The following is a 20,071-nucleotide window of genomic DNA, read 5'->3' on the forward strand; positions in this document are numbered from 1 at the left end:
ACTTCGAAGAAGTTCGCTGACGTCCGTACTCACCTAAGGAAAGTTTTTTATATGACTTTGTCTTCAATATGAAGGCAGGATCTTAACATCCTGCTTTTTCTTTATTTTTTCTTTCCCAACATGGTTGCAAATCGAAGTTGAATCCGATGGCCATTCTCATCTCGACGATGGAGATGGCCTGGATTTTCATTGTACTTGACCAATTCCCAATCCTTGTAATACTCCGCCAATTCTCCTTCTTTAAAGGTAAACGAGAAGGGCATATGGCAAGGATAATCTTCCGTATCCATGGCACAGACAATGAGATTGTAGCCCCCTGGATTGGTATGCTCTTGCATATTGCGGATAATCGCTGGAATCCGATAAGCGTCTAAAAACATGAGGACCACAGTTGATACGATGAAATCATAGTTTTGAGTAAGGGCTGCAGCATTGATATCATAGAGTCCCACTGGCATCTCTAGATCTTCCTCAGCGACAATACTTTGTAAGATCTCAAGTGCCAGCTCATTTTGATCCACCGCTGTTACGTCAAAGCCATGTTGGGCCAAAAAGAGGGCGTTTCGACCTTGCCCGCATCCTAGATCCAGCGCCTTTCCAGCTGGGACAATTCCCACTGCTTCTAGCACTTCTGAATGGACAGGGTTGGTATTGTATTTTTTGGGGAAATAGTCTTTTGGCTCACAGTAAAATTCCAAGTACCACTCCACATCGTCCGTCGCTACTTCCACACGGTGCCAGGCCTGGGGCTCAGCCATGGGGTTCTCTGCTCCTGCTTCAAATAGGTGGCTCGCGATTTCTTCCCCCTCTTCGGTCAATTCAATAAATCGTAACTGACCTTTTAAAACTGTAATCTTCCCCCAGGTTCCTACCTTGGTATTGTGCTTTCTTTGAAGAGCTTCTGGCATGCTATCCTTAGTCCAGATAGGCATGCGTTTGTAGGCGATCAATTTTTGTGTCATGCTGCTTCTCCTTTTTCTTTCACTACCCTTATCATACAGAAAAAAGCCCCTTTTTACAAGTTGGAAAAAGGAGAGCCCATCTCCAAGAAAAAAGACAGATCTGAAACAAGTTTCAAAACTGTCTTTTTCTTTAACGTGTATTGTATTGTTTCATGACCCGTGCGATGTCCCGGTTTTGTTCCCGACGCTTGATGGATTCACGCTTGTCATAATCATGTTTCCCTTTAGCGAGCCCCAAAAGCAATTTGGCATAGCCGTCCTTGAGATAGACCTTCAAAGGCACCAAGGTCATTCCGGTCCCTTTGGTGTCTTGGTCCAGCTTTTGGATTTGCTTTTTATGAAGAAGGAGCTTGCGACGACGGTCTGGATCTTGGTTCCAGATATTGCCTTCCTCGTAAGGGGCAATGTGGACATTGCTAAGCCAAACTTCGCCATTTTTTACTTGTGCAAAGCCATCTTTCAAGTTAATGCGTGCTGCACGGACACTTTTGATCTCTGTCCCCGTCAGCACCATCCCTGCTTCAATCGTATCCACGATGGTGTAGTCATGTCTCGCCTTTTTATTTTGCGCGACTACCTTTCCTTCGCCCTTTGCCATGTTTGGCTCCTTTCTTTGCTACTTCCTTGTAAAATGGTTTCTTCCCTTTTTTCTTTTTGGATTTAGAGGAAGAATCTTTCCGCTTGTCATCTTTTCTAGCGGTTGATCCCTTAGAAACTTTTTTGTCCTTGCGTCTACGATCCCGGCGATTGCCATCTCGGTCACGCCCTTTGCCCTTGAGGCCTTTTTCGACGACATCCCATTCACTTGGAATATAAGAGAAATCAATCTCTCCTGTCATCTTGTCGGCTCTTTCTACCTTGATCCGGATTTGCTGACCGACACGGAAGGTTACTCCTGATTTTTCTCCGCGAAGAGTTAGATCTCGTTCGTTAAAATGGTAGAATTCAGGAAGATTGGTGATATGGATCAAGCCTTCCACCGTATTTGGCAACTCCACAAAGAGGCCAAATTTCACCACACTGGAAACCACGGCATCGTACTCTTCCCCAACATAGTCTTCCATGTATTCAGCCTTCTTCATGGCTTCTACTTCGCGCTCCGCATCAATAGCCCGGCGTTCCCGACTAGAGGATTGGCTGGCAATGTCTGGAAGGGCTTGTTCAAAGTGCTCTGCCACTTCTTGGGATTTTCCGTATTCGCGCACCATTCGATGAACCATGAGGTCCGGATACCGACGGATGGGACTGGTAAAGTGGGTATAATACTCAGCAGCAAGCCCATAGTGGCCATGGTTGTGCTCTGAGTAGCGAGCCTGTTGCATCGAGCGCAACAACATCATCGAAAGGACATCTGCATAGGGTTCTCCTTCAACCTTGCGCATAATTTCTTGCAGGGCTTCTTGGCTCATCTCACTAGCCGTTCCGTAGATTTGGATTCCAAAACTGGAAGCATAATCGATAAACTTCTGTACTTTTTCTGCTTTTGGATCTTCATGGATCCGGTAGATGAACGGTAGTTTCAGTCGCGTAAAGTGCTCCGCCACTGTCTCATTAGCGATCAGCATAAAGGACTCAATCATCCGCTCGGCAATTCCTCTTTGACGCAAAACGATATCGACCGGTTTTCCTTCTTTATTGACCAGGATTTTAGCCTCATTGGTATCAAAATTAAGGGCGCCGCGACGAATCCGCATGCTTTCTAGAATGCCATGCAAGGTGGCCATTTGATGAATACTTGGGACAATTTTCTTAAAGGTTTGAGCCTTTTCTTCGTCTCCCGCTAAGATATCATTGACGTCGCTATAGGTCATTCGGAAGGTTGTATTGATCACTGTTTGGGTAATGGTATGCTTGACGACCTTGCCATGAGGATCGATCTCCATGATGGCAGACTGGGTCAGGCGGTCCACATTCGGATTTAAAGAACAGATCCCATTGGAGAGACGCTCTGGCAACATGGGTACTACTCGGTCGGTCACATAGACAGAGGTTGCCCGATTTAGAGCTTCCTTGTCGAGTGCTGTACCTTCTGTAACATAATAAGAAACATCTGCGATGTGAACACCCAGCTCAAAGTTGCCGTTCTTGAGTAGCTTGATATGGACTGCATCGTCCAAGTCTTTGGCATCTGCCCCATCAATCGTAAAGGTGATCTCATCTCGCAGATCTAACCGTCCCTCTAAATCCTTAGCAGACGGTGCATCTGGAACCTGATCAGCCTCTTTCAGCACTTCTTCTGGAAATTCTGAGACGATGTCCATGGATTCTAACACTTCCAAGACATCGATTCCTGGATCTGTCACATGACCGACCACATCCCGCACAGTCGCCACAAAATAATTGTGTTTGCGGCTCGGGTATTGATCAATTTCGACTTTGAGGATTTCGGTCCCTTCCAATTGGATGGCTGGCTTCTTCACATAGATCAGCTGGCTGATCTTTTGATTTTTCGAACGAATGTAGCCGGCATATTTAGGCTTTTCCTCATCCAGAACGATTTGTCCAACTACCGTTTTGATGCTATGCTCCAAGACATCAATAATCTTAGCTTCTGCTGCCGTTCCCTTGTTTCGGTCTGCTACCTTGGTAATGACGATCTCAACGGTGTCCCCATCGATAGCGTGGTTGACATCATTTCGGCCAACAAAGAGATCCTCTTCTTCGCCTTCTAAACTGACAAAACCAAAGCCATTCTTATGCGCATGAAAGATCCCCTTAAGGGTAATAGCTGGGGCCTTCTTTTGAGCCAAACGAAGAGAGCCATCATCTTCGAATTTCAACTCATGGCGACGTTCCATCAGCGAGATGGTTTTGACCAAGTCACGGAAATCCTTAGACCCTTCTTTTCCTAGAGCTGCTGCCAGATCATTGATCTGGGCTTTGTCATGCTCTTGTAAATATTCTTTAATACTTGTTTTCATTGATTTATTTGCTGGTTATCCAGCCTCCTTTTTTTCTATCTACTTGTGTCTTTGTTTTGCAAAATAAAAATAGGCAAAGACATTGTCTGAGCCTATCTTATCTACTAGAAAGTACCATTAAGATCATCGCGATCAATAACCAAAAGAAGATCATAATAGCTGTTAAACGCTGCATCACGGCTTCAAACCCGCGCGCTTTTGAACGTTCAAACAAGTCATTTGAGCTTGCGTCAAAGACGTTGCTCGATTGGTTTTTTGTTGGTTGCATAAAAATTGCGATAATAATCAATACTGATAATACTAGTAAAATAGTTGTTAATGCTCCGCTCATATTCAAAACTCCTTAAAATCTTCACTATTATACCATGAAAATCATTTTGATTCAATATGTAAGGTTACTTTTCTTTCCTTGGGACAATACTTCAAGACCTCGATCTTTTCGGGATGGGTTTTGGTATTTTTACTGGTCAAATAATTCTGACTCCCACAGCTGGTGCAGGTCAATTGAACTTTAATTCGCACGTACGTCTCTCACTTTCAAATACTTTCTAAATAAGAATAAGAGGAACATCAAATCGGTAAAAGCCAAAAGGGCTGTACCGTAAAATACCCAATGATAGCCAAAATGCATGAAAATACTCGACCCCATCATTGGCCCTAATACACCACCTAAGTAATAAAAGAGCTGGTTGTAGCTAAAGATCCGAGAAATCCCTTCAGGAGGGGTTAAACGATTCAATAATGCAGAAACTCCAGGTAGTAGGGCTCCTGTCCCGATCCCAAAGAGGAAGCGTAAAATCCCTAATTGAAGGGGTGATTGCGCTTGGGCACAAAGAATATAGAGACAGCCACTATAGAGAAGGGCGATTAATAAGAGCCGGTGATTCCCGATTCGGTCTCCGAGTTTTCCCATCCAACCTGAAAAGAGCATACTAGAGACTCCCATAGCCGAAACAATCATCCCCGATACAAAGATCAGGTTATCTCTTTGTCCCAAAGCTCGCACATAAAGAGGCAGGATCGGAGAAATAGATTGGGCGATCATTTGAATGGTCATGCTGGTCAAAAAGAGTCCCAAGAGGATATCTTTTTGCTGAATGGACATGAGCAACTCCCAACTGGATTTTTGTTCTTCTTTTGGAAGGGGTTCATAGTCTTCCTCAATGCCCCAGAAGGTTAAGAGGGAAACCAAAAATAAGAAGAAGCCGACCAAGAGAAAGACATTGCGCATTCCTAGATTTTCAGCAATGAGTCCTCCAATCAAAGGCCCCATCAAGGTTCCAGCCACGACACCGGTCGACAAAGTCCCTAGGGCATAGCCGGATTGGTCCTTGGGAACTTGACTAGCAATCAGGGCTGTACTATTGGGGACAAAGCCTGAAAAAACCCCATTGAGCAAGCGCAGGACCAAGAGCCAAAAGACGGATGGGACAAAGGCAATACCTCCCATGGTCAGCGTCATGGCAATAGAAGCTCTAAGCATCATAGGTTTTCGACCATAGCGGTCGGCTAAGCTCCCCCAGATGGGAGACATGATCGCAGAAGTTACAGAAGAACTTGCGACGGCTATCCCAGCATAAAAGGGAACAGCCTTGCCCGTAACACCCAACTCTTCCACAAAGAGGGCCATAAAAGGAACGACTAAAGAAAGGCTGGCTCCGATGAAAAAGCACCCGATCCAGGCAATATATAGATTTTTACGCCAATTGATTTCTCTTGTGATAAAATCATCTTCTTTCTAATTGTTGTAGGGCTGCATCTAATTGGGCATAGAGGGCAGCAAGATCGCCATTATTGTCTAAGACCAGATCTGCATGGGCGCTTTTTTCATCTAGCGGCATTTGAGACGCAATACGTTCTTGGGCCTGCAGTTCTGATAAGTGGTTGCGTTCCATCAGGCGCTTGAGCTGGGTTTCTTTTGATACAGCTACCAACCAGACAGATTCAAACCACTCTTCATAGCCTTGCTCGATTAAGAGTGGAATATCCATAAAAAAGAGATCGGATTGTGCAGCTTGTCTATCTCTTACCTCAGCTAGAGCCTCACGAATAAGCCTTCCTTGGACGCGATTGGACCAGTCTCTTTCACTAGGGTCTGAAAAAATCCGCTGACCCAAAGCGACGCGATCCAGCTCTTCTTCTTTGGTAAGAATCTCTCTACCAAAATGATCCACTAGGACACGGTAGAGGGCTCCTCCTGGTGCTTGCAAATCATGAACCACTTGATCCGCATCAATGACAGGATACCCTTTTTCTTTCAAATAGGAGGTGACAGTGGACTTTCCTGAAGCAATTCCTCCTGTTAATCCAATGATTCTTGCCATCTAGTTCTCCTTTTGACAGTGAGGACAAAAATGGGTTCCACGTCCCCCCAGCTGGATTTTCTCAATCGGCGTCCCGCAGCGCAAACAAGGCTGGCCTGTTTTCCCATAGACCTGGTGTTCTTCCTGCATGGTGCCGTCTTCTCCAAAAGCATTGCTGTAGGAGCGAATGGTGGAGCCACCCTTTTCAACAGCTTGAGCAAGCACAGCAATCGTTTCTTTGCGGATTGCTTTGGCTTCTCTAGCAGTCAAGCTTTGACCCAAACGGGCTGGATGAACCTTGGCTCGATAAAGGACCTCATCTACATAGATATTGCCCAGACCAGCCACTAATTTTTGGTCCAAAAGAGCTGATTTAATGGGTTTCTTTGATTTTTTAAGAGCTGCTTGGAAGGCAGGCTCTTTAAGATCCGCTTCCGTCGGCTCTGGACCAATTTTTTTCGTCAAAAAATAGCTGTCGACAAGCTCAGGTACTAGGACTTCCATGGTCCCAAACTTGCGGACATCTTCATAAACCAGAGTGCTGCCATCTGTAAAATGAAATAAGACATGGGCGTGCTTGCGAAGAGGGACTTCGTCTGGATAAAAGAAATACTTGCCTTCCATCCGCAAATGCGAGATGAGGACCAGATCCGTCAGATAAAACAAAAGGTATTTCCCGCGGCGCCCCATGGCTCGAATTTCTTGACCTGGAAGATCTTGACAAAAAGCATCTAGATCCGTATGAATCATCTTAGGATACTTTACTTCCACTGACTGAATGGTTTTTCCAAGAATTAATTTCTCAAGACCGCGTCGAACCGTCTCTACTTCTGGTAATTCAGGCATAGAACTCCTTTCAAAAACAAGAAGCAGGCTTCTGCCCACCTCTTCTTAATATTCTTTTTCGTTGTATCCGAAATCGGCAAGATCCAATTTCTTATCCCGCCAATTTTTTTTGACCTTGACCCATGTTTCTAGGAAGACCTTGTCCCCTAGCATGAGCTCAATATCCTTACGCGCAAGGGTTCCGATCTTCTTGAGCATGGCGCCACCTTTTCCGATGACAATACCTTTTTGGCTATCGCGCTCGACCATGATGGTTGCACGGATATGGACCTTATCTGTCTCTTCATCCCGCTTCATAGAATCCACTACTACTGCCACAGAGTGGGGAATTTCTTCCCGCGTCAAGTGCAAGACCTTTTCACGGATCATTTCAGAGACCAAGAAACGCTCTGGATGGTCAGTAATCTGATCAGCAGGGAAATATTGGAATCCTTCTTCTAAGTTTTCGCTCAAAATATCAATCAAACGCAAAACATTGTTTCCTTGAAGGGCTGAAATCGGCACAATTTCCTTGAAGTCCATCTGACTACGGAAGTCATCGATTTGTGCCAAAAGTTGGTCAGGGTGCACCTTGTCGATCTTGTTGACCACGAGGATGACAGGCACTTTAGCTGCTTTAAGGCGTTCGATGATCATATCATCACCCTTGCCCCGTGGTTCATCTGCTGGCACCATGAAGAGTACGGTATCGACTTCTCGAAGGGTGCTGTAAGCTGACTCTACCATGAAGTCTCCAAGCGCGGTCTTGGGTTTGTGAATCCCTGGGGTATCGATAAAGACGATCTGTTCCTTATCGGTCGTGTAGATTCCCATAATCTTATTGCGCGTTGTTTGCGCCTTGTCACTCATGATGGCAATCTTTTGCCCCATGACGTGGTTCAAAAATGTTGACTTCCCGACATTGGGACGTCCTAAAATGGCTACAAAGCCTGATTTAAATGTCATAGTTTCCTTTCACGAGGGCATGCTCCCTCTTATCCAAATACCAAGGCCCAGAATTTGGGCACAAAAATCACCAGTCCTGTCAGTAGGGCAAAGCCTGATACGACCAGGACTGCTCCAGCTGCCATGTCTTTGGCATTCTTTGCCAACATGGAGAAATGGTAGTTACTAGCTAAATCCACCACATTTTCAATGGCTGAATTCATAATCTCAAAAGCAATCACCAAGGTGATGCTGAGCAATAAAAAGAGCCATTCTGTCGCAGAAATCCTAAATACCAAACCAGCAAGAATTGCTACAAGGGCTGATAAGGCATGCTTGCGCATATTGCGCTCTTCCTTAATCGAAGTAAAAATTCCTGTTATCGCAAACTCCAGGCTTGAAGTGAAGTCCCGATTTTTCCATTTTCTCTTATTGTCTTGTGAGTCCATAGGCTGTCAAAATCTCTTCCTGTAAGCCAAACATTTCCTTTTCTTCTTCCGGCGTATAGTGATCATAGCCATTGATGTGAAGAAAACCATGCACTGCTAAAAATCCCATTTCGCGCTCAAAGCTGTGGCCATATTCTTCGGCTTGTTCACGCGCCTTATCAATTGAAATAAAGAGCTCACCAATATAGGTATCGAATTCAGCCATCATCTCTGCCAATTCTGGATTTTCTGCAAGGTCTTCCTCATCAAAAGAAATCTCCATCTCTGGCTTGTATTCTAAACTGATGACATCCGTCGGACGATCCGTATCACGGTATTCAAGATTTAGTTCATGACTGCGTTCATTGGTTACAAAAGTCACAGCCATTTCCTTGTCTTCTTTCCCAATTTTTTGAGCAGCAAATTCTAAAATTTCTTGCGTTTGTTTTAAGATTTCGTCAGAGACTTGACCAGTCTCATCTACCATTTCAATATACATCTGGATCACCTCACTATTATCACTTTATTATATCACAAAAACCAGCCTATATACTAGATACAGGCTGGTTTTCAATCTTTTTCTTTGCAGGACAATCTTACACCACTGTTTGCTGAATGGCATTCATCTGGGCATAGATACCGCCTTGTGCAACCAGTTCCTCGTGTCTACCACGCTCCACAATACGTCCTTCGGATAAGACTAAGATCTGATCCGCATCTTGGATAGTGGACAAGCGATGAGCAATGATAAAGGTGGTCCGGCCCTTTTGCAGGACTGCCATAGCCTTCTGGATGATTTCTTCTGTTTCCGTATCGATGTGAGAAGTTGCCTCATCCAAAATCAGAATTTGCGGATTCATATAGAGCGTCCGCGCAAAGGAAATCAATTGGCGCTCGCCACTTGAAAAGGCAGATCCTTTTTCTACGACTGGATGGTCGATCCCCTTTTCAAGGCGCTCTACAAAGGGCCAAGCCCCGACTTTTTTCAAGGCATCTTTGACCGCATCCCGATCAATGTGTTCCTGACTCATGGCCACATTACTAGCTATGGTTCCTGTAAATAGATAAGGATCCTGTAGAACAATCCCCATATGGCTTCGTAGGCTCTCACGAGAGACTTGGCGAATATCTTGACCATCGATCAAAATCGCTCCTTCTTGAGGATCATAAAAACGATAGAGCAGGTTCATAATCGAAGACTTACCCGATCCAGTATGACCCACAAGAGCAATGGTTTGCCCAGGACTTGCCTGAAAGGCAATATCCCGCAGAACTGGCTTGCCTTCTTCATAGGCAAATTGAACATCGTTAAACACGACTTCTGCCTTTTCTATCTTCAGTTCCAATGCACCATCGGCCTCTAACGGTTGGTCTAAGAAAGCAAGGACGCGGCTCCCTGTTTCTAAGGATCGCCGAATATTTGGGAATTGACGACTGAGATTGGCCATGAGATCAAATAGATTAATCACATAGTTAATATTGATAAATAAGAAACCAGCCGTCACACCGATATTGCCCTGTAGGAAAGAAATCCCAGCGATGGTCAAAATGCCCGCAATCACTAAAAACTTGAGCAATTCCGTTAAGGTCCAAGAAGCAATGGAATCGGCCAGGAGGATTCGATCATTGGCTCCTAACATCTTCTGGGTAGTGGCTTCAAACTCCTCCACCACACCAGGCTCTTGATGATAGAGCTGAATCATACTGGCACCATGCAAGAGTTCATTGACCTGGGTATTGACCTCGCTTCGCGCATCAAAGAAATCCTTCATAGGCTGGTCCGTCATGACCTTGTAGAGATACTGGATCCCATAGAAAATCGGAAAGACCAAACACAAGAGAAGGCCCATCATAGGACTCAGGTAAAAGAGAATCCCTAGGATAAAGAGGAAACGCACCAAGTAGATGACTAAAATCATACAAGAGTTATAAAACTGGGTCCGCAAGGTCTCCGTATCATTGACAATTCTTGTCGCGATCTTCCCAGCCGGCTTATCATCAAAATAAGAAATAGGCAGCCCTTGCATGACTTGAAAGGCTTGGTCTCTTAGGTTAGCCGTCACTTGATTGCTTCCGTGTAGCAAGATCCGATTCCCTAGGTAGCTAATCAGCTGTCCGATGCTCAAGACCAAGAGATAGAATCCTCCCATCTGAAGCAAGTCCCCTTGCCCGCCACCGTGGGTCAGTGCGGTCAAAGGCCCATCGATCATCTTTTGGAGAAGAAAGGGTGACAATTCAGAAAAAATGGTGGCTAGCAAGAGGCAAATAAAGCCAGCAAGAAAGACAGTTGGATAAAGCGTGATCCTCGATAATAATCGTTTCAATACTTTCATCTTATTCTCCTTCCTGTTTTTGTTGCCGTTGGTATTGTTCATAATACCATCCTTCTTGAGCCAATAAATCACTAGCCCTGCCTTCTTCTACAATCTGCCCTTGATCCAAGACGATGATCCAATCAGCCTGATGAACAGCAGACAAGCGATGAGAAACAATGATGGTCGTCTTGTCTTTTCGTTCCTTTTGAATCGTGTCAATAATGGCCTGTTCAGTCTTCGCATCCACTGCAGAAAGGGAATCATCTAACAGCAAGAGCTCTGCATCTCTTAAGAAGGCACGTGCCAGAGAGATCCGTTGTTTTTGACCTCCTGATACAGAGACCCCTTTCTCACCGATCAAGGTGTCCATTCCATGAGACATCCGCTCGAGATCATCCGCAAAAGCAGCTTGGGCTATTGCTTCCACCAAATCTTCTTGGCTGGCTCCTTTTTTACCAAGCGCTATATTCTCACGGATAGACTTGGAAAATAAAATATGTTCTTGGGAAACATAGCCAATTTTATCTTCAATGGAGTGTCGGTTGTAGTCCACGATCGGTTGCTGGTTAATCAAGAATTCTCCCTCACCAACTGGGTACTGCCGCAAGAATTGTCGAACCAGGGTAGTCTTTCCTGCACCGGTACGACCAACAATCCCTACCGTCTGTCCTCGCTGGATAGTCCAATCAATGCCTGACAGGCTCTTTCGCTCAGCACCAGGATAGCTGAAAGAATAGTCCTTAAACTGCACCGAATCAATCTGCTCTAGGTAGTGAGGACCATCTGGCTCCAGATCATCTGTCTCATCAATCACTTCTTTTAATTTTTTATAGGACATTTGCCCTGTCTGGTAGACCAAGATCAGGTCCGCCATCATCCACATAGGCTCAATTAAAAAGACCAAATACAACTGTAAAGCCAATAACTTGCCAAGACTCAACTGCCCGCTTGCCAGGGACTGGCCTCCAAATAGCAGGAGCAAGACCGTCGAGAATCCAATAAACAACAGGGCTAAAGGTCCAAAAGAATACTGGATAGAGGCAATTTTATCCCCTGTTTTGGATAGACTGGCTGTTTTTTTCTGAAACTGTTTGACCTGCTGGTCCCGTCTACTATAGGCCCGCATGACCCGAATTCCTTCGATCGACTCCAAGACTTCATCATTCAACTGAGCGACTGCTTCCCGGTTTTGCTCAACATACTCCTCCTGCTTTCTACTCAAAAAATAGGTAGAGACGACGAGGAAGATCATAGGAATAAAGGAAATCAAGGTTAATTGCCAAGAAATGAAAAACATGGTCGGAATAATAAAGGCAAACAAGCCACCGCCAAACAGGAGCACCATCATCCCGTAACCAGCCATATCGGCCATGCCATCGACATCTGTCGTAAAGCGCGTCAAGAGATCTCCTGAGCGAAATTTCTCAAAAAAAGGGCGCCGCATGGCTACTAGCTTACGAAATGCTTGCTCCTGGAGGGTCGCCTTGAAATGGACTGACGACTGAAAGAGTCGCAACTGCCAATAAAAAGCCGTTAGGTAATTGAGGATGGCTGATCCTACCAAGAGGACCATATCCCATACAAAGTTGGATTGCGTCAGCGTCCGCTGACTCAAATGATCCACTAAACGCTGGATGACTTGCGTCGGGATCAATAAGGTGTAATCATAAAGAATCAGGACCATAGCGATCTTCACATATCGCCATTTGCGCTCCCTGATATACTCCCAAATAGCTCTGATCATATATTCTCCTTTTCAAAATGGCACAGAAAAAACCCAAGCAAGGAGCTGAGTACGTACTCAGTCCACACTTGGGCCTTCTGATGCCTATCACCAATTCAGTTAAGGCAGGTAAAAATGCATACAAAAAACCCAAGACAGACTCCTCCATCTTGGGTTCCATTTATAGTTTACATCGAACTCAACTGAGATTGGAGAAGCTGTGTATTCAATTGTGTCATCAAAACATCTACTTTGTTCATGATGGTTTTCTCCTTTCTCTTTGTTGTTCTAACTTTACCACTTATTTCCTTGCTTGTCAACGCTTTTTTGAAAATTGTTGAAAAAAGCAAGACTTTTAAAGATGGACTCGCAAAAAAAGAAGCCTAGATCTTCTCTAAGCTTCTCTCTTCTGCTATGCTAGTTGCCGGGATTGAACCGGCGACCTCATCCTTACCATGGATGCGCTCTACCGACTGAGCTAAACCAGCAGTACCTATCTACTATATCATGGAGATAGGTCTTTTGTCAATATCCTGACTCATTTTTCTGCCAAATATTCTTCCTTCGTGAGGACATAATGAACTCTCGTCACCATTCGCCCTTCTTCATGCAGGTCTAGCATCGCATAGGGCTCCTCGTGGGAATATTTCATACCTGATTTGGCCATCACCCGTCCAGAAGCTGGATTGTCCTGATCATGAACGGCAATGAGTTTGTTCATCCCTAACTGTTCAAAAGCCAGAGCAATGACTGCCTTGGTAGCTTCTGTCGCAAGACCTTGGTTCCAATAGTCTTTATTCAGAACATAGCCGATACTCCCCTTTTTCAGACAAAGATCCAAATCCAGTAAATCAATCGTCCCGATAAATTTTCCATTTTCTTTGAGTTCGATCCCCCATCTTCCAAGTGGGCTCGCTAGGTAAAAGAGGGCAATATTATTACGCGTCTCTTCTAGACTTTGATTGGTTGCAAAGGTATAGCGCGTAACTGTCTCATCAGAAGCATACTCAAACATAGCCGGTGCGTCTTCAAGAGTGACCGGACGCAAGTGCAAGCGCTCTGTCTCCACTTCACGACAAGCCGCTAACTTCACATATAAATTTTCCATTTGACTCTCCTTCTTTAGGGATTAGTTTAGCAAATAAGCTAAAGGAAGGCAAGCTCAAATTTTTCTTGCTTTTTAACCCACTTTTCTATACAATAAAATCAATCAAAACAATCAGATAAGGAGTGAAAAGGTCATTGAGTCAAGAGAGCAATCTCACACCAATGACCTTTTTACACCTAAATCTGAGCAAGGAGAAAATAATGCTCATTGGAATTCCTAAAGAAATTAAAAACAACGAAAATCGGGTCGGTTTGACACCTGCAGGCGTACAAAGCTTGGTCAAGAAAGGACATCAAGTTTTGGTGGAAACAAATGCTGGACTTGGTTCTGGCTTTGCGGATGAAGATTACACGAAGCAAGGGGCAACCATCGTTGCGACTGCAGCAGAAGCTTGGGCCGCTGAGATGGTGGTCAAAGTCAAAGAACCTCTCGCTGAAGAATACGACTTCCTTCGCGAAGACCTCTTGCTCTTTACCTACTTGCATATGGCTGCCGCACCTGAATTAGCGGACGCTATGGTCGCAGCTAAAACAACTGGGGTGGCCTACGAAACCGTTCGTGACTTAGATGGACAGTTGCCACTCTTGGTGCCAATGAGTGAGGTTGCTGGACGGATGGCCGTGCAAATCGGTGCTCACTTCCTGACCAAACAAGAAGGTGGATCAGGAGTCCTCCTAGGTGGGGTGCCAGGTGTTCCCAAAGGGAAAGTCACCATCATCGGAGGCGGGGTCGTTGGAACCCACGCAGCTCGTATCGCCCTTGGACTCGGTGCCCAAGTGACCATCTTAGATATCAGCGCTAAACGTTTGGCTGTTCTGGAAGATGTCTTTGGTCATCAAATCCAAACCCTTATGTCTAATCCATTTAACATTGAAGCCAGCGTCCGTGATGCCGATGTTGTCATCGGTGCTGTCTTGATTCCTGGTGCTAAAGCTCCTAAATTAGTGACAGACGATATGGTTAAACAAATGCGTCCCGGTTCAGTCATCGTCGATGTGGCCGTTGACCAAGGTGGTGTTATCGAAACAGCAGACCGTGTCACAACGCATACGGAGCCAGTTTACGAAAAACATGGCGTGCTCCACTATGCCGTTGCCAATATCCCAGGGGCTGTCGCTCGTACCTCTACTATCGCCCTTACCAATGTGACCCTTCCTTATGTTGAATCCCTAGCTGACAATGGCTTCCACAAGGCAATTGCCCTCGACGAAGGCCTGCGCCAAGGGGTCACCACTTACCAAGGTCACATCACTAGCCAACCAGTTGCTACCGGTTTAGAGCGTGACTTCACACCAATCGATGAATTGGTTTAAACTATCATAAAAGAATTACCATCGAAAAAAACAAACAACTTATTTTTTCATATGAACTAATTAAAAATGTTTTGGAAAAAACAAGTTGTTTTGAATTTTTTAAATCATTTTTAGAGACTTTCCGCCGTGAGAAAAGTGCTTGAAACAATTTAGTTTCAAGCACTCGGAATAATTGAGACCTTAGGCTCAATTATTAGTCATGGAATTTCGAAGAAGTTCGCTGACGTCCGTTCTCACCTAAGGAAAGGCTAGGAGATGATTTTATCATCAATTTAAGGCAAAGATCTGATGATCTTTGCCTTTTCTTTTATTCTTCTTCCACATCCGGTTTTTCTTTGAGGACTGGATTTGGAATGGGCTCGTAGGCCCGGATAATCTCTGCTACTACTGGATGACGAACGACATCCTTGGCAGAGAAATGCACAAAGTCAATTTGAGAAATGTTCTTCAATTTCTCCTGAGCATCAATCAAGCCGGATTTAACATTTCGAGGAAGGTCAATCTGGCTGGTATCTCCATTGACAATCATCTTAGAGTTAAAACCAAGACGGGTCAAAAACATCTTCATCTGCATGATGGTGGTATTTTGCGCTTCATCGAGGATGACAAAGGCATCGTCCAAGGTCCGCCCCCGCATATAAGCCAAAGGCGCAATCTCGATAATCTCCCGCTCCATCATCCGAGTTGTTTGGTCTTTCCCTAAAATCTGGTAAAGAGCATCATAGACCGGACGTAGATAAGGGTCTACTTTTTCTTTAAGATCCCCTGGTAGGAAACCAAGGCTCTCTCCAGCTTCTACAGCAGGACGGGTCAAAATGATCCGCTTGACCTGACCACGCTTGAGGGCAGTCACGGCCAAAGTCACTGCTAGGAAGGTTTTCCCAGTCCCCGCTGGTCCAATCCCAAAAGTGACATCATGGTTCTTGACACTATCGACATAGATCTTTTGACCCAGCGTTTTAACCCGAATGGGTTTGCCGTAACTATCCTTGATAATCTCTTCTTCATAGAGAGCGATGAACTTATCCAATTCACCATTTCTCACCATGGTAATGGCGGTCACCACATCCGGCGTTCCAATGGTCATGCCACGGTTGACGAGGACCAAAAGAGCCTGGATGACTTGACGAACCTGCTCGCAGGTTTCTTCTTCCCCAATGATTTGGACAATTTCTGTCCGGGCATGAATAGTCACCCCAAATTCTTGCTCCATCAAACGGAGATGGCGTTCGTTAGATCCAAACAAATGAAAGAGATCGTCTGGATGCGTTAATGTAATTTCAACTGAATGTTCTTGCAAATAAAGAACCTCTCTACCTGTATTTTTCTATTATTATAACAAAGAGGCCGAGAAAAAACCATCCTCGACCTATCCTTCTCTAGTGGGCTTGGTATTCTTCCCAAATCGCATCAAAATCGCCAAGATTAAAGGAAAAGCTGGCATGCTCTTCTAGATAGCGACTGACCTCGTCGAAGTCATCTGTATGCTTGGGAAAAGCAGACTCGTGAAAAGCAAGATCTGCTAGAATGGCCTTAGGAGTATTGCTTTTAGGATTACGCTCCGTCATCAACCAAGTATAAAACGATTTTCGCATAAGCCTCCTCTTAGATCAACTCTGTTCCAAACTGGTCTTGCTTGATTTTCTTCGCCTTCATCAAACCACCCAAAGCTTTTTTGAACTGGCCTTTTGAAATCCCAAAAGTTGCCTTGATCTCTTCTGGAGAGGACTTATCATTCAAGGTCATAAAGCCACCATTGGCTTCCAAATAGGTCAAAATCATTTGGGCATCGTTTTCCAACATCTCAAAGGAGCGTGGCTTCAAAGATAGGTTCAAGGTCCGATCCACCTCACGGAATCCAATGACCCGGGCATCTAGGACTTGTCCCAAGCGTGGTTCTGCATAGCGCTCACTTGGGTGGATAAAGCCCAGCATATTGTTCTCTGGAAGGTAAACAAAGGTTCCAGACAATTTCAAGCGGTAGACAATGGCTGGCCAGTTTTGGTTCTGCATATTGTTGTAAGCCGGGCGAGCCAAACGCTGGAAATCTTCCTGGTAGGCTAAGATCCCCCAAATCCGATCTTTTTTATCGACTTCTAAGCGAATATAGAGACGATCGCCCTTTTTAGGCCATAGATCTTTAATCTCCGGTAGGATATCTAATGAGACAACAATCTGCTTATCTGGAAGCCCTGTATCCACGAAGACTCCCAAATCCTTGCGCACTTCCGTGACCGTTCCCCAGCCAAAGCTTTCTTGAGTTGCAGTGACTTCAAGTGTCGTGAGTCGGAGCTTTTGCTTCATATCTGTATAGGCAAAGCCCTTGACACTTTCTCCGACTTTGTGTGGGCCTTCTGCTTTATCAAGCGCGTAGGTCTGGCCATCTTTTTGAACAAAATAGAAGTGGTCATTTTCATCGATGACCATTCCCATGATGTAGCTTGCTAGATTCGTATTCATGTTTCCTTCTTTCCTCTTGCCTCTTCACAAGAATAATGGAAATAAAACCCAGCCAGCAGTGCCAACTGAGTCTTTCTTTCCTGTAGTGGTTGGGATGGATTAAACTTCCATCAATTCTTTTTCTTTGTGAGCTGTCATTTCATCCACATGCTTAACAGCGTCATCCGTAACTTTTTGGATCTCTTTTTCAAGACCTTTCAATTCATCTTCTGTGATCTCTTTTGCTTTTTCTTGTTTCTTCGCTTCATCCATAGCATCACGACGGATGTTACGGATCGCTACTTTAGCATTTTCACCCACTTTTTTCACTTCTTTTGCCAAGTCACGACGAGTTTCTTCTGTCAAAGCTGGGATAACCAAGCGGATAACAGATCCATCGTTGGCTGGAGTGATACCAAGGTCAGATGCATTGATGCTGTGCTCGATGTCTTTCAAAGATGATTTATCAAATGGTGTGATCAACAAGACACGCGCTTCTGGAATCGTGATAGATGCCAATTGGTTCAATGGTGTCTCTACTCCGTAGTATTCTACGAAAATACGATCCAAAAGACTTGCATTTGCACGTCCAGCACGGATGCTACCAAATTCACGTCCCAAACTTTGGTGAGACTGGGTCATTCTTTCTTTTGCTTTTTCTACGATTGGGTTTGCCATAATCTTCCTCTATTTTCTATTATTTTTCTACGTTATTCGATACGGTTGTACCGATATTTTCACCAAAGACAACACGTTTGATATTGCCTGGTTCATTCATATTGAAGACAACCAAGTCAATGTCGTTGTCCATGGAGAGTGTAGAAGCTGTTGAGTCCATGATGCGAAGACCTTTATTGATCACATCACGGTGAGTCAATTCCTCAAATTTCACAGCTGAAGCATCTTTTTTCGGATCGGCATTGTAAACACCATCGACCCCATTTTTAGCCATGAGAATGGCATCTGCTTCAATCTCAGCTGCACGAAGGGCTGCGGTCGTATCTGTTGAGAAGTAAGGAGAACCGATCCCAGCACCAAAGATCACGATCCGATCTTTTTCAAGGTGACGAAGGGCACGACCACGGATATATGGTTCTGCAACTTGTTGCATGGCAATCGCTGTTTGAACACGTGTATCCACGCCAACTTGTTGAAGCGAATCAGCCATCACAAGGGCGTTCATGACAGTACCGAGCATACCTGTGTAGTCTGCTTGAACACGATCCATCCCTGCTTCAGCAGCAGGTTCTCCACGCCAAAGGTTTCCCCCTCCAATCACCAAGGCAATTTCAATTCCAAGTTCATGAACTTCCTTGATTTCTTGGGCCATATTTTGGACAGTTTTGATATCGATTCCGACACCACGTTCCCCAGCAAGGGCTTCACCAGATAGCTTGATTAAGATACGTTTATACTTAGGTTCTACCATTTTCTCTCTCCTTTTTTGATCTGTATTATTTTACCATAAATTACGTTTTTTATATAGTGATATCTATCAAAAAAATTTTAACTTATCCACTGAAAAGATATTCATTTTTATCCTAATTTTATAAAGGATCTAGATTTTGGTAATGAAACTCTTTTACATATGTAATTTAAGAATTGTCGCTTTTATCAATCATCGGTGCATCAACAATTATATGATCTTTTCCAGATGATTATCACTCTGAATCAGGTTAGCTGCTACTATAATATTTAATTTCAAATAAGTAATTTAGAATTACATTTACTTTCTTGATTATAAGAAAAGAGCCCCCTTTTTTTAGATAAACAGTATAAAACTTTTAAACTGTTTATGGTGGGAGACTCGTTTTATATCATTTTAATGATTCTTAGTTAAGCGTATGACTAGTTGAAAAAGGGGATTGATCATCCCCTTTTTCAAGGCTTTAAGGCCTATCCTAGTCACCAATTAGAACTGGCGTTTTGAATGAAGATAAATCAATCATTCACCAAAGGAAGAAGAATTATTTTTCGTCTCCCTCTTTACGACGTCCAAGTGCTGCCAATCCTACAAGTCCTGCAACTAGTCCGAGTAGAGTTGATCCGACAGATGTAGTTTCACCAGTATTTGGAAGTTGTCCTTTAGCTGGTGTTGACTCTACTGATTTACCTGATGTTGGATCCACTGGCTTATCTGGGGTTGGATTCACTGGTTTACCTGGGGTTGGATCCACTGGCTTATCTGGGGTTGGCTCTACAGGCTTGTCTGGAGTTGGTTCTACAGGCTTGTCTGGAGTTTCTTTAAGTTTGTAAACATACGTTACATTCTTATCTCCTTCGATCACTTTACCTGTAGTAGGGTCGGTAGATTTAAGGTGACCTTGGTCATCCACTTCACCAACTGTGTAGTTGCCTGCTGGGACCAATTCATAAGTCTTACCGTCTTTTTCGATTGTTTGTGGACGGTTGTCTACCACTGTGTTGTAGTCCTTATCAACTGGTTGATTTTCTTCATCCGTCACATCTGACTTGATGGTCTTGCCTTCTGTATCTACATAGTGAACATAAACGTTACCCTTAGGTTGAGTTGGTTCTTCCTTCACTTCTTTATAGACGTAAGTGATGATTGACTTAGGTTTGTCAACTTTACCTTTAACTGGATCAGATGATTCCAAATGGCCATCTTCGTCCACTTTACCTACTGGGTAGTCACCTTTCGGTACGATCTTGTAGGTCTTACCGTCTGGTGTCTTGATAGTGTTAGGTTTTTCACCTTCCTCAGTGGTGTTATATGGTGTGTCATAAGGTGAGTTTGGTGTATCTTGACGAGGTTTTTCGATTTCCTT

21 protein-coding genes and 1 tRNA gene are annotated in these 20,071 nt (G+C 44.3%); 1 reads left to right on the forward strand and 21 read right to left on the reverse strand.

Going from position 1 to position 20,071, the window contains the following annotated elements; all coding sequences use genetic code 11:
• Nucleotides 1-101: 101 nt before the first annotated feature.
• From tehB to O3605_RS08465, 15 genes are all read right to left on the reverse strand, one after another.
• Nucleotides 102-962 carry an SAM-dependent methyltransferase TehB gene (gene tehB / locus O3605_RS08395; RefSeq protein WP_371585867.1) on the reverse strand — a complete coding sequence of 287 codons (861 nt, stop codon included), beginning with the start codon at nucleotides 960-962 and terminating at the stop codon, nucleotides 102-104.
• 130 nt (nucleotides 963-1,092) lie between these two features.
• Nucleotides 1,093-1,560 (reverse strand): SsrA-binding protein SmpB, encoded by a 468-nt coding sequence (smpB, locus tag O3605_RS08400; protein WP_003005443.1) that lies wholly within the window; start codon nucleotides 1,558-1,560, stop codon nucleotides 1,093-1,095.
• Complete coding sequence (rnr, locus tag O3605_RS08405; RefSeq protein WP_371585870.1) at nucleotides 1,523-3,883, reverse strand: ribonuclease R; 2,361 nt, start codon at nucleotides 3,881-3,883, stop codon at nucleotides 1,523-1,525. Before rnr ends, smpB begins: the two co-directional genes overlap by 38 nt.
• 97 nt (nucleotides 3,884-3,980) lie before the next feature.
• Nucleotides 3,981-4,214: a preprotein translocase subunit SecG gene (gene secG / locus O3605_RS08410; protein ID WP_003008189.1), complete on the reverse strand. Its 234-nt coding sequence runs from the start codon at nucleotides 4,212-4,214 to the stop codon at nucleotides 3,981-3,983.
• A gap of 41 nt (nucleotides 4,215-4,255) precedes the next feature.
• Complete coding sequence (gene rpmG / locus O3605_RS08415; protein WP_003005699.1) at nucleotides 4,256-4,405, reverse strand: 50S ribosomal protein L33; 150 nt, start codon at nucleotides 4,403-4,405, stop codon at nucleotides 4,256-4,258.
• Nucleotides 4,395-5,594, reverse strand: coding sequence for a multidrug efflux MFS transporter (locus O3605_RS08420; protein ID WP_311638419.1), 1,200 nt, complete (start codon nucleotides 5,592-5,594; stop codon nucleotides 4,395-4,397). The genes rpmG and O3605_RS08420 overlap by 11 nt, the downstream gene beginning before the upstream one ends.
• A gap of 16 nt (nucleotides 5,595-5,610) precedes the next feature.
• Nucleotides 5,611-6,207: a dephospho-CoA kinase gene (gene coaE, locus O3605_RS08425; RefSeq protein WP_061455035.1), complete on the reverse strand. Its 597-nt coding sequence runs from the start codon at nucleotides 6,205-6,207 to the stop codon at nucleotides 5,611-5,613.
• Entirely contained in the window at nucleotides 6,208-7,032 is an 825-nt protein-coding gene (gene mutM, locus O3605_RS08430; protein WP_049472920.1) for a DNA-formamidopyrimidine glycosylase, read from the reverse strand.
• Between the two features lie 45 nt (nucleotides 7,033-7,077).
• Nucleotides 7,078-7,977 carry a GTPase Era gene (era, locus tag O3605_RS08435; RefSeq protein ID WP_070506774.1) on the reverse strand — a complete coding sequence of 300 codons (900 nt, stop codon included), beginning with the start codon at nucleotides 7,975-7,977 and terminating at the stop codon, nucleotides 7,078-7,080.
• Nucleotides 7,978-8,006: 29 nt separating this feature from the next.
• Complete coding sequence (locus O3605_RS08440) at nucleotides 8,007-8,405, reverse strand: diacylglycerol kinase family protein (RefSeq protein ID WP_003005463.1); 399 nt, start codon at nucleotides 8,403-8,405, stop codon at nucleotides 8,007-8,009.
• Nucleotides 8,386-8,883 carry an rRNA maturation RNase YbeY gene (ybeY, locus tag O3605_RS08445; RefSeq protein WP_003005431.1) on the reverse strand — a complete coding sequence of 166 codons (498 nt, stop codon included), beginning with the start codon at nucleotides 8,881-8,883 and terminating at the stop codon, nucleotides 8,386-8,388. Before ybeY ends, O3605_RS08440 begins: the two co-directional genes overlap by 20 nt.
• A gap of 97 nt (nucleotides 8,884-8,980) precedes the next feature.
• Nucleotides 8,981-10,717, reverse strand: coding sequence for a tetracycline efflux ABC transporter Tet(46) subunit B (tetB(46), locus tag O3605_RS08450; protein ID WP_227197740.1), 1,737 nt, complete (start codon nucleotides 10,715-10,717; stop codon nucleotides 8,981-8,983).
• 1 nt (nucleotide 10,718) lies between these two features.
• Entirely contained in the window at nucleotides 10,719-12,443 is a 1,725-nt protein-coding gene (gene tetA(46) / locus O3605_RS08455) for a tetracycline efflux ABC transporter Tet(46) subunit A (protein ID WP_003018861.1), read from the reverse strand.
• A 394-nt stretch (nucleotides 12,444-12,837) separates the two neighbouring features.
• Nucleotides 12,838-12,910 (reverse strand) — tRNA-Thr (locus O3605_RS08460).
• A gap of 50 nt (nucleotides 12,911-12,960) precedes the next feature.
• Nucleotides 12,961-13,530: a GNAT family N-acetyltransferase gene (locus O3605_RS08465; protein ID WP_049517801.1), complete on the reverse strand. Its 570-nt coding sequence runs from the start codon at nucleotides 13,528-13,530 to the stop codon at nucleotides 12,961-12,963.
• A 200-nt stretch (nucleotides 13,531-13,730) separates the two neighbouring features.
• Here O3605_RS08465 and ald point away from each other — a divergent pair, with 200 nt between their 5' ends.
• Nucleotides 13,731-14,843, forward strand: coding sequence for an alanine dehydrogenase (gene ald / locus O3605_RS08470; RefSeq protein WP_118227930.1), 1,113 nt, complete (start codon nucleotides 13,731-13,733; stop codon nucleotides 14,841-14,843).
• A gap of 307 nt (nucleotides 14,844-15,150) precedes the next feature.
• On the opposite strand, the gene O3605_RS08475 is transcribed toward ald, so the two are convergent.
• From O3605_RS08475 to O3605_RS08500, 6 genes are all read right to left on the reverse strand, one after another.
• On the reverse strand, nucleotides 15,151-16,143 hold the full coding sequence (locus O3605_RS08475) for a PhoH family protein (protein WP_301355496.1): 993 nt from the start codon (nucleotides 16,141-16,143) through the stop codon (nucleotides 15,151-15,153).
• A 79-nt stretch (nucleotides 16,144-16,222) separates the two neighbouring features.
• Nucleotides 16,223-16,438: a YozE family protein gene (locus O3605_RS08480; protein WP_301355498.1), complete on the reverse strand. Its 216-nt coding sequence runs from the start codon at nucleotides 16,436-16,438 to the stop codon at nucleotides 16,223-16,225.
• A gap of 10 nt (nucleotides 16,439-16,448) precedes the next feature.
• A complete protein-coding gene (cvfB, locus tag O3605_RS08485; RefSeq protein WP_215194569.1) occupies nucleotides 16,449-17,303 on the reverse strand; it encodes an RNA-binding virulence regulatory protein CvfB in 855 nt (284 codons plus the stop codon).
• Between the two features lie 99 nt (nucleotides 17,304-17,402).
• A complete protein-coding gene (gene frr / locus O3605_RS08490) occupies nucleotides 17,403-17,960 on the reverse strand; it encodes a ribosome recycling factor (RefSeq protein WP_003005165.1) in 558 nt (185 codons plus the stop codon).
• Between the two features lie 19 nt (nucleotides 17,961-17,979).
• A complete protein-coding gene (gene pyrH / locus O3605_RS08495; protein ID WP_003005706.1) occupies nucleotides 17,980-18,711 on the reverse strand; it encodes a UMP kinase in 732 nt (243 codons plus the stop codon).
• Between the two features lie 538 nt (nucleotides 18,712-19,249).
• Nucleotides 19,250-20,071 (reverse strand): LPXTG cell wall anchor domain-containing protein (locus O3605_RS08500; RefSeq protein WP_371585877.1); only part of this gene is annotated, 822 nt, incomplete at its 5' end.

This window comes from Streptococcus sp. 27098_8_99 (genome assembly GCF_041431935.1).
Taxonomy (GTDB): domain Bacteria; phylum Bacillota; class Bacilli; order Lactobacillales; family Streptococcaceae; genus Streptococcus; species Streptococcus parasanguinis_D.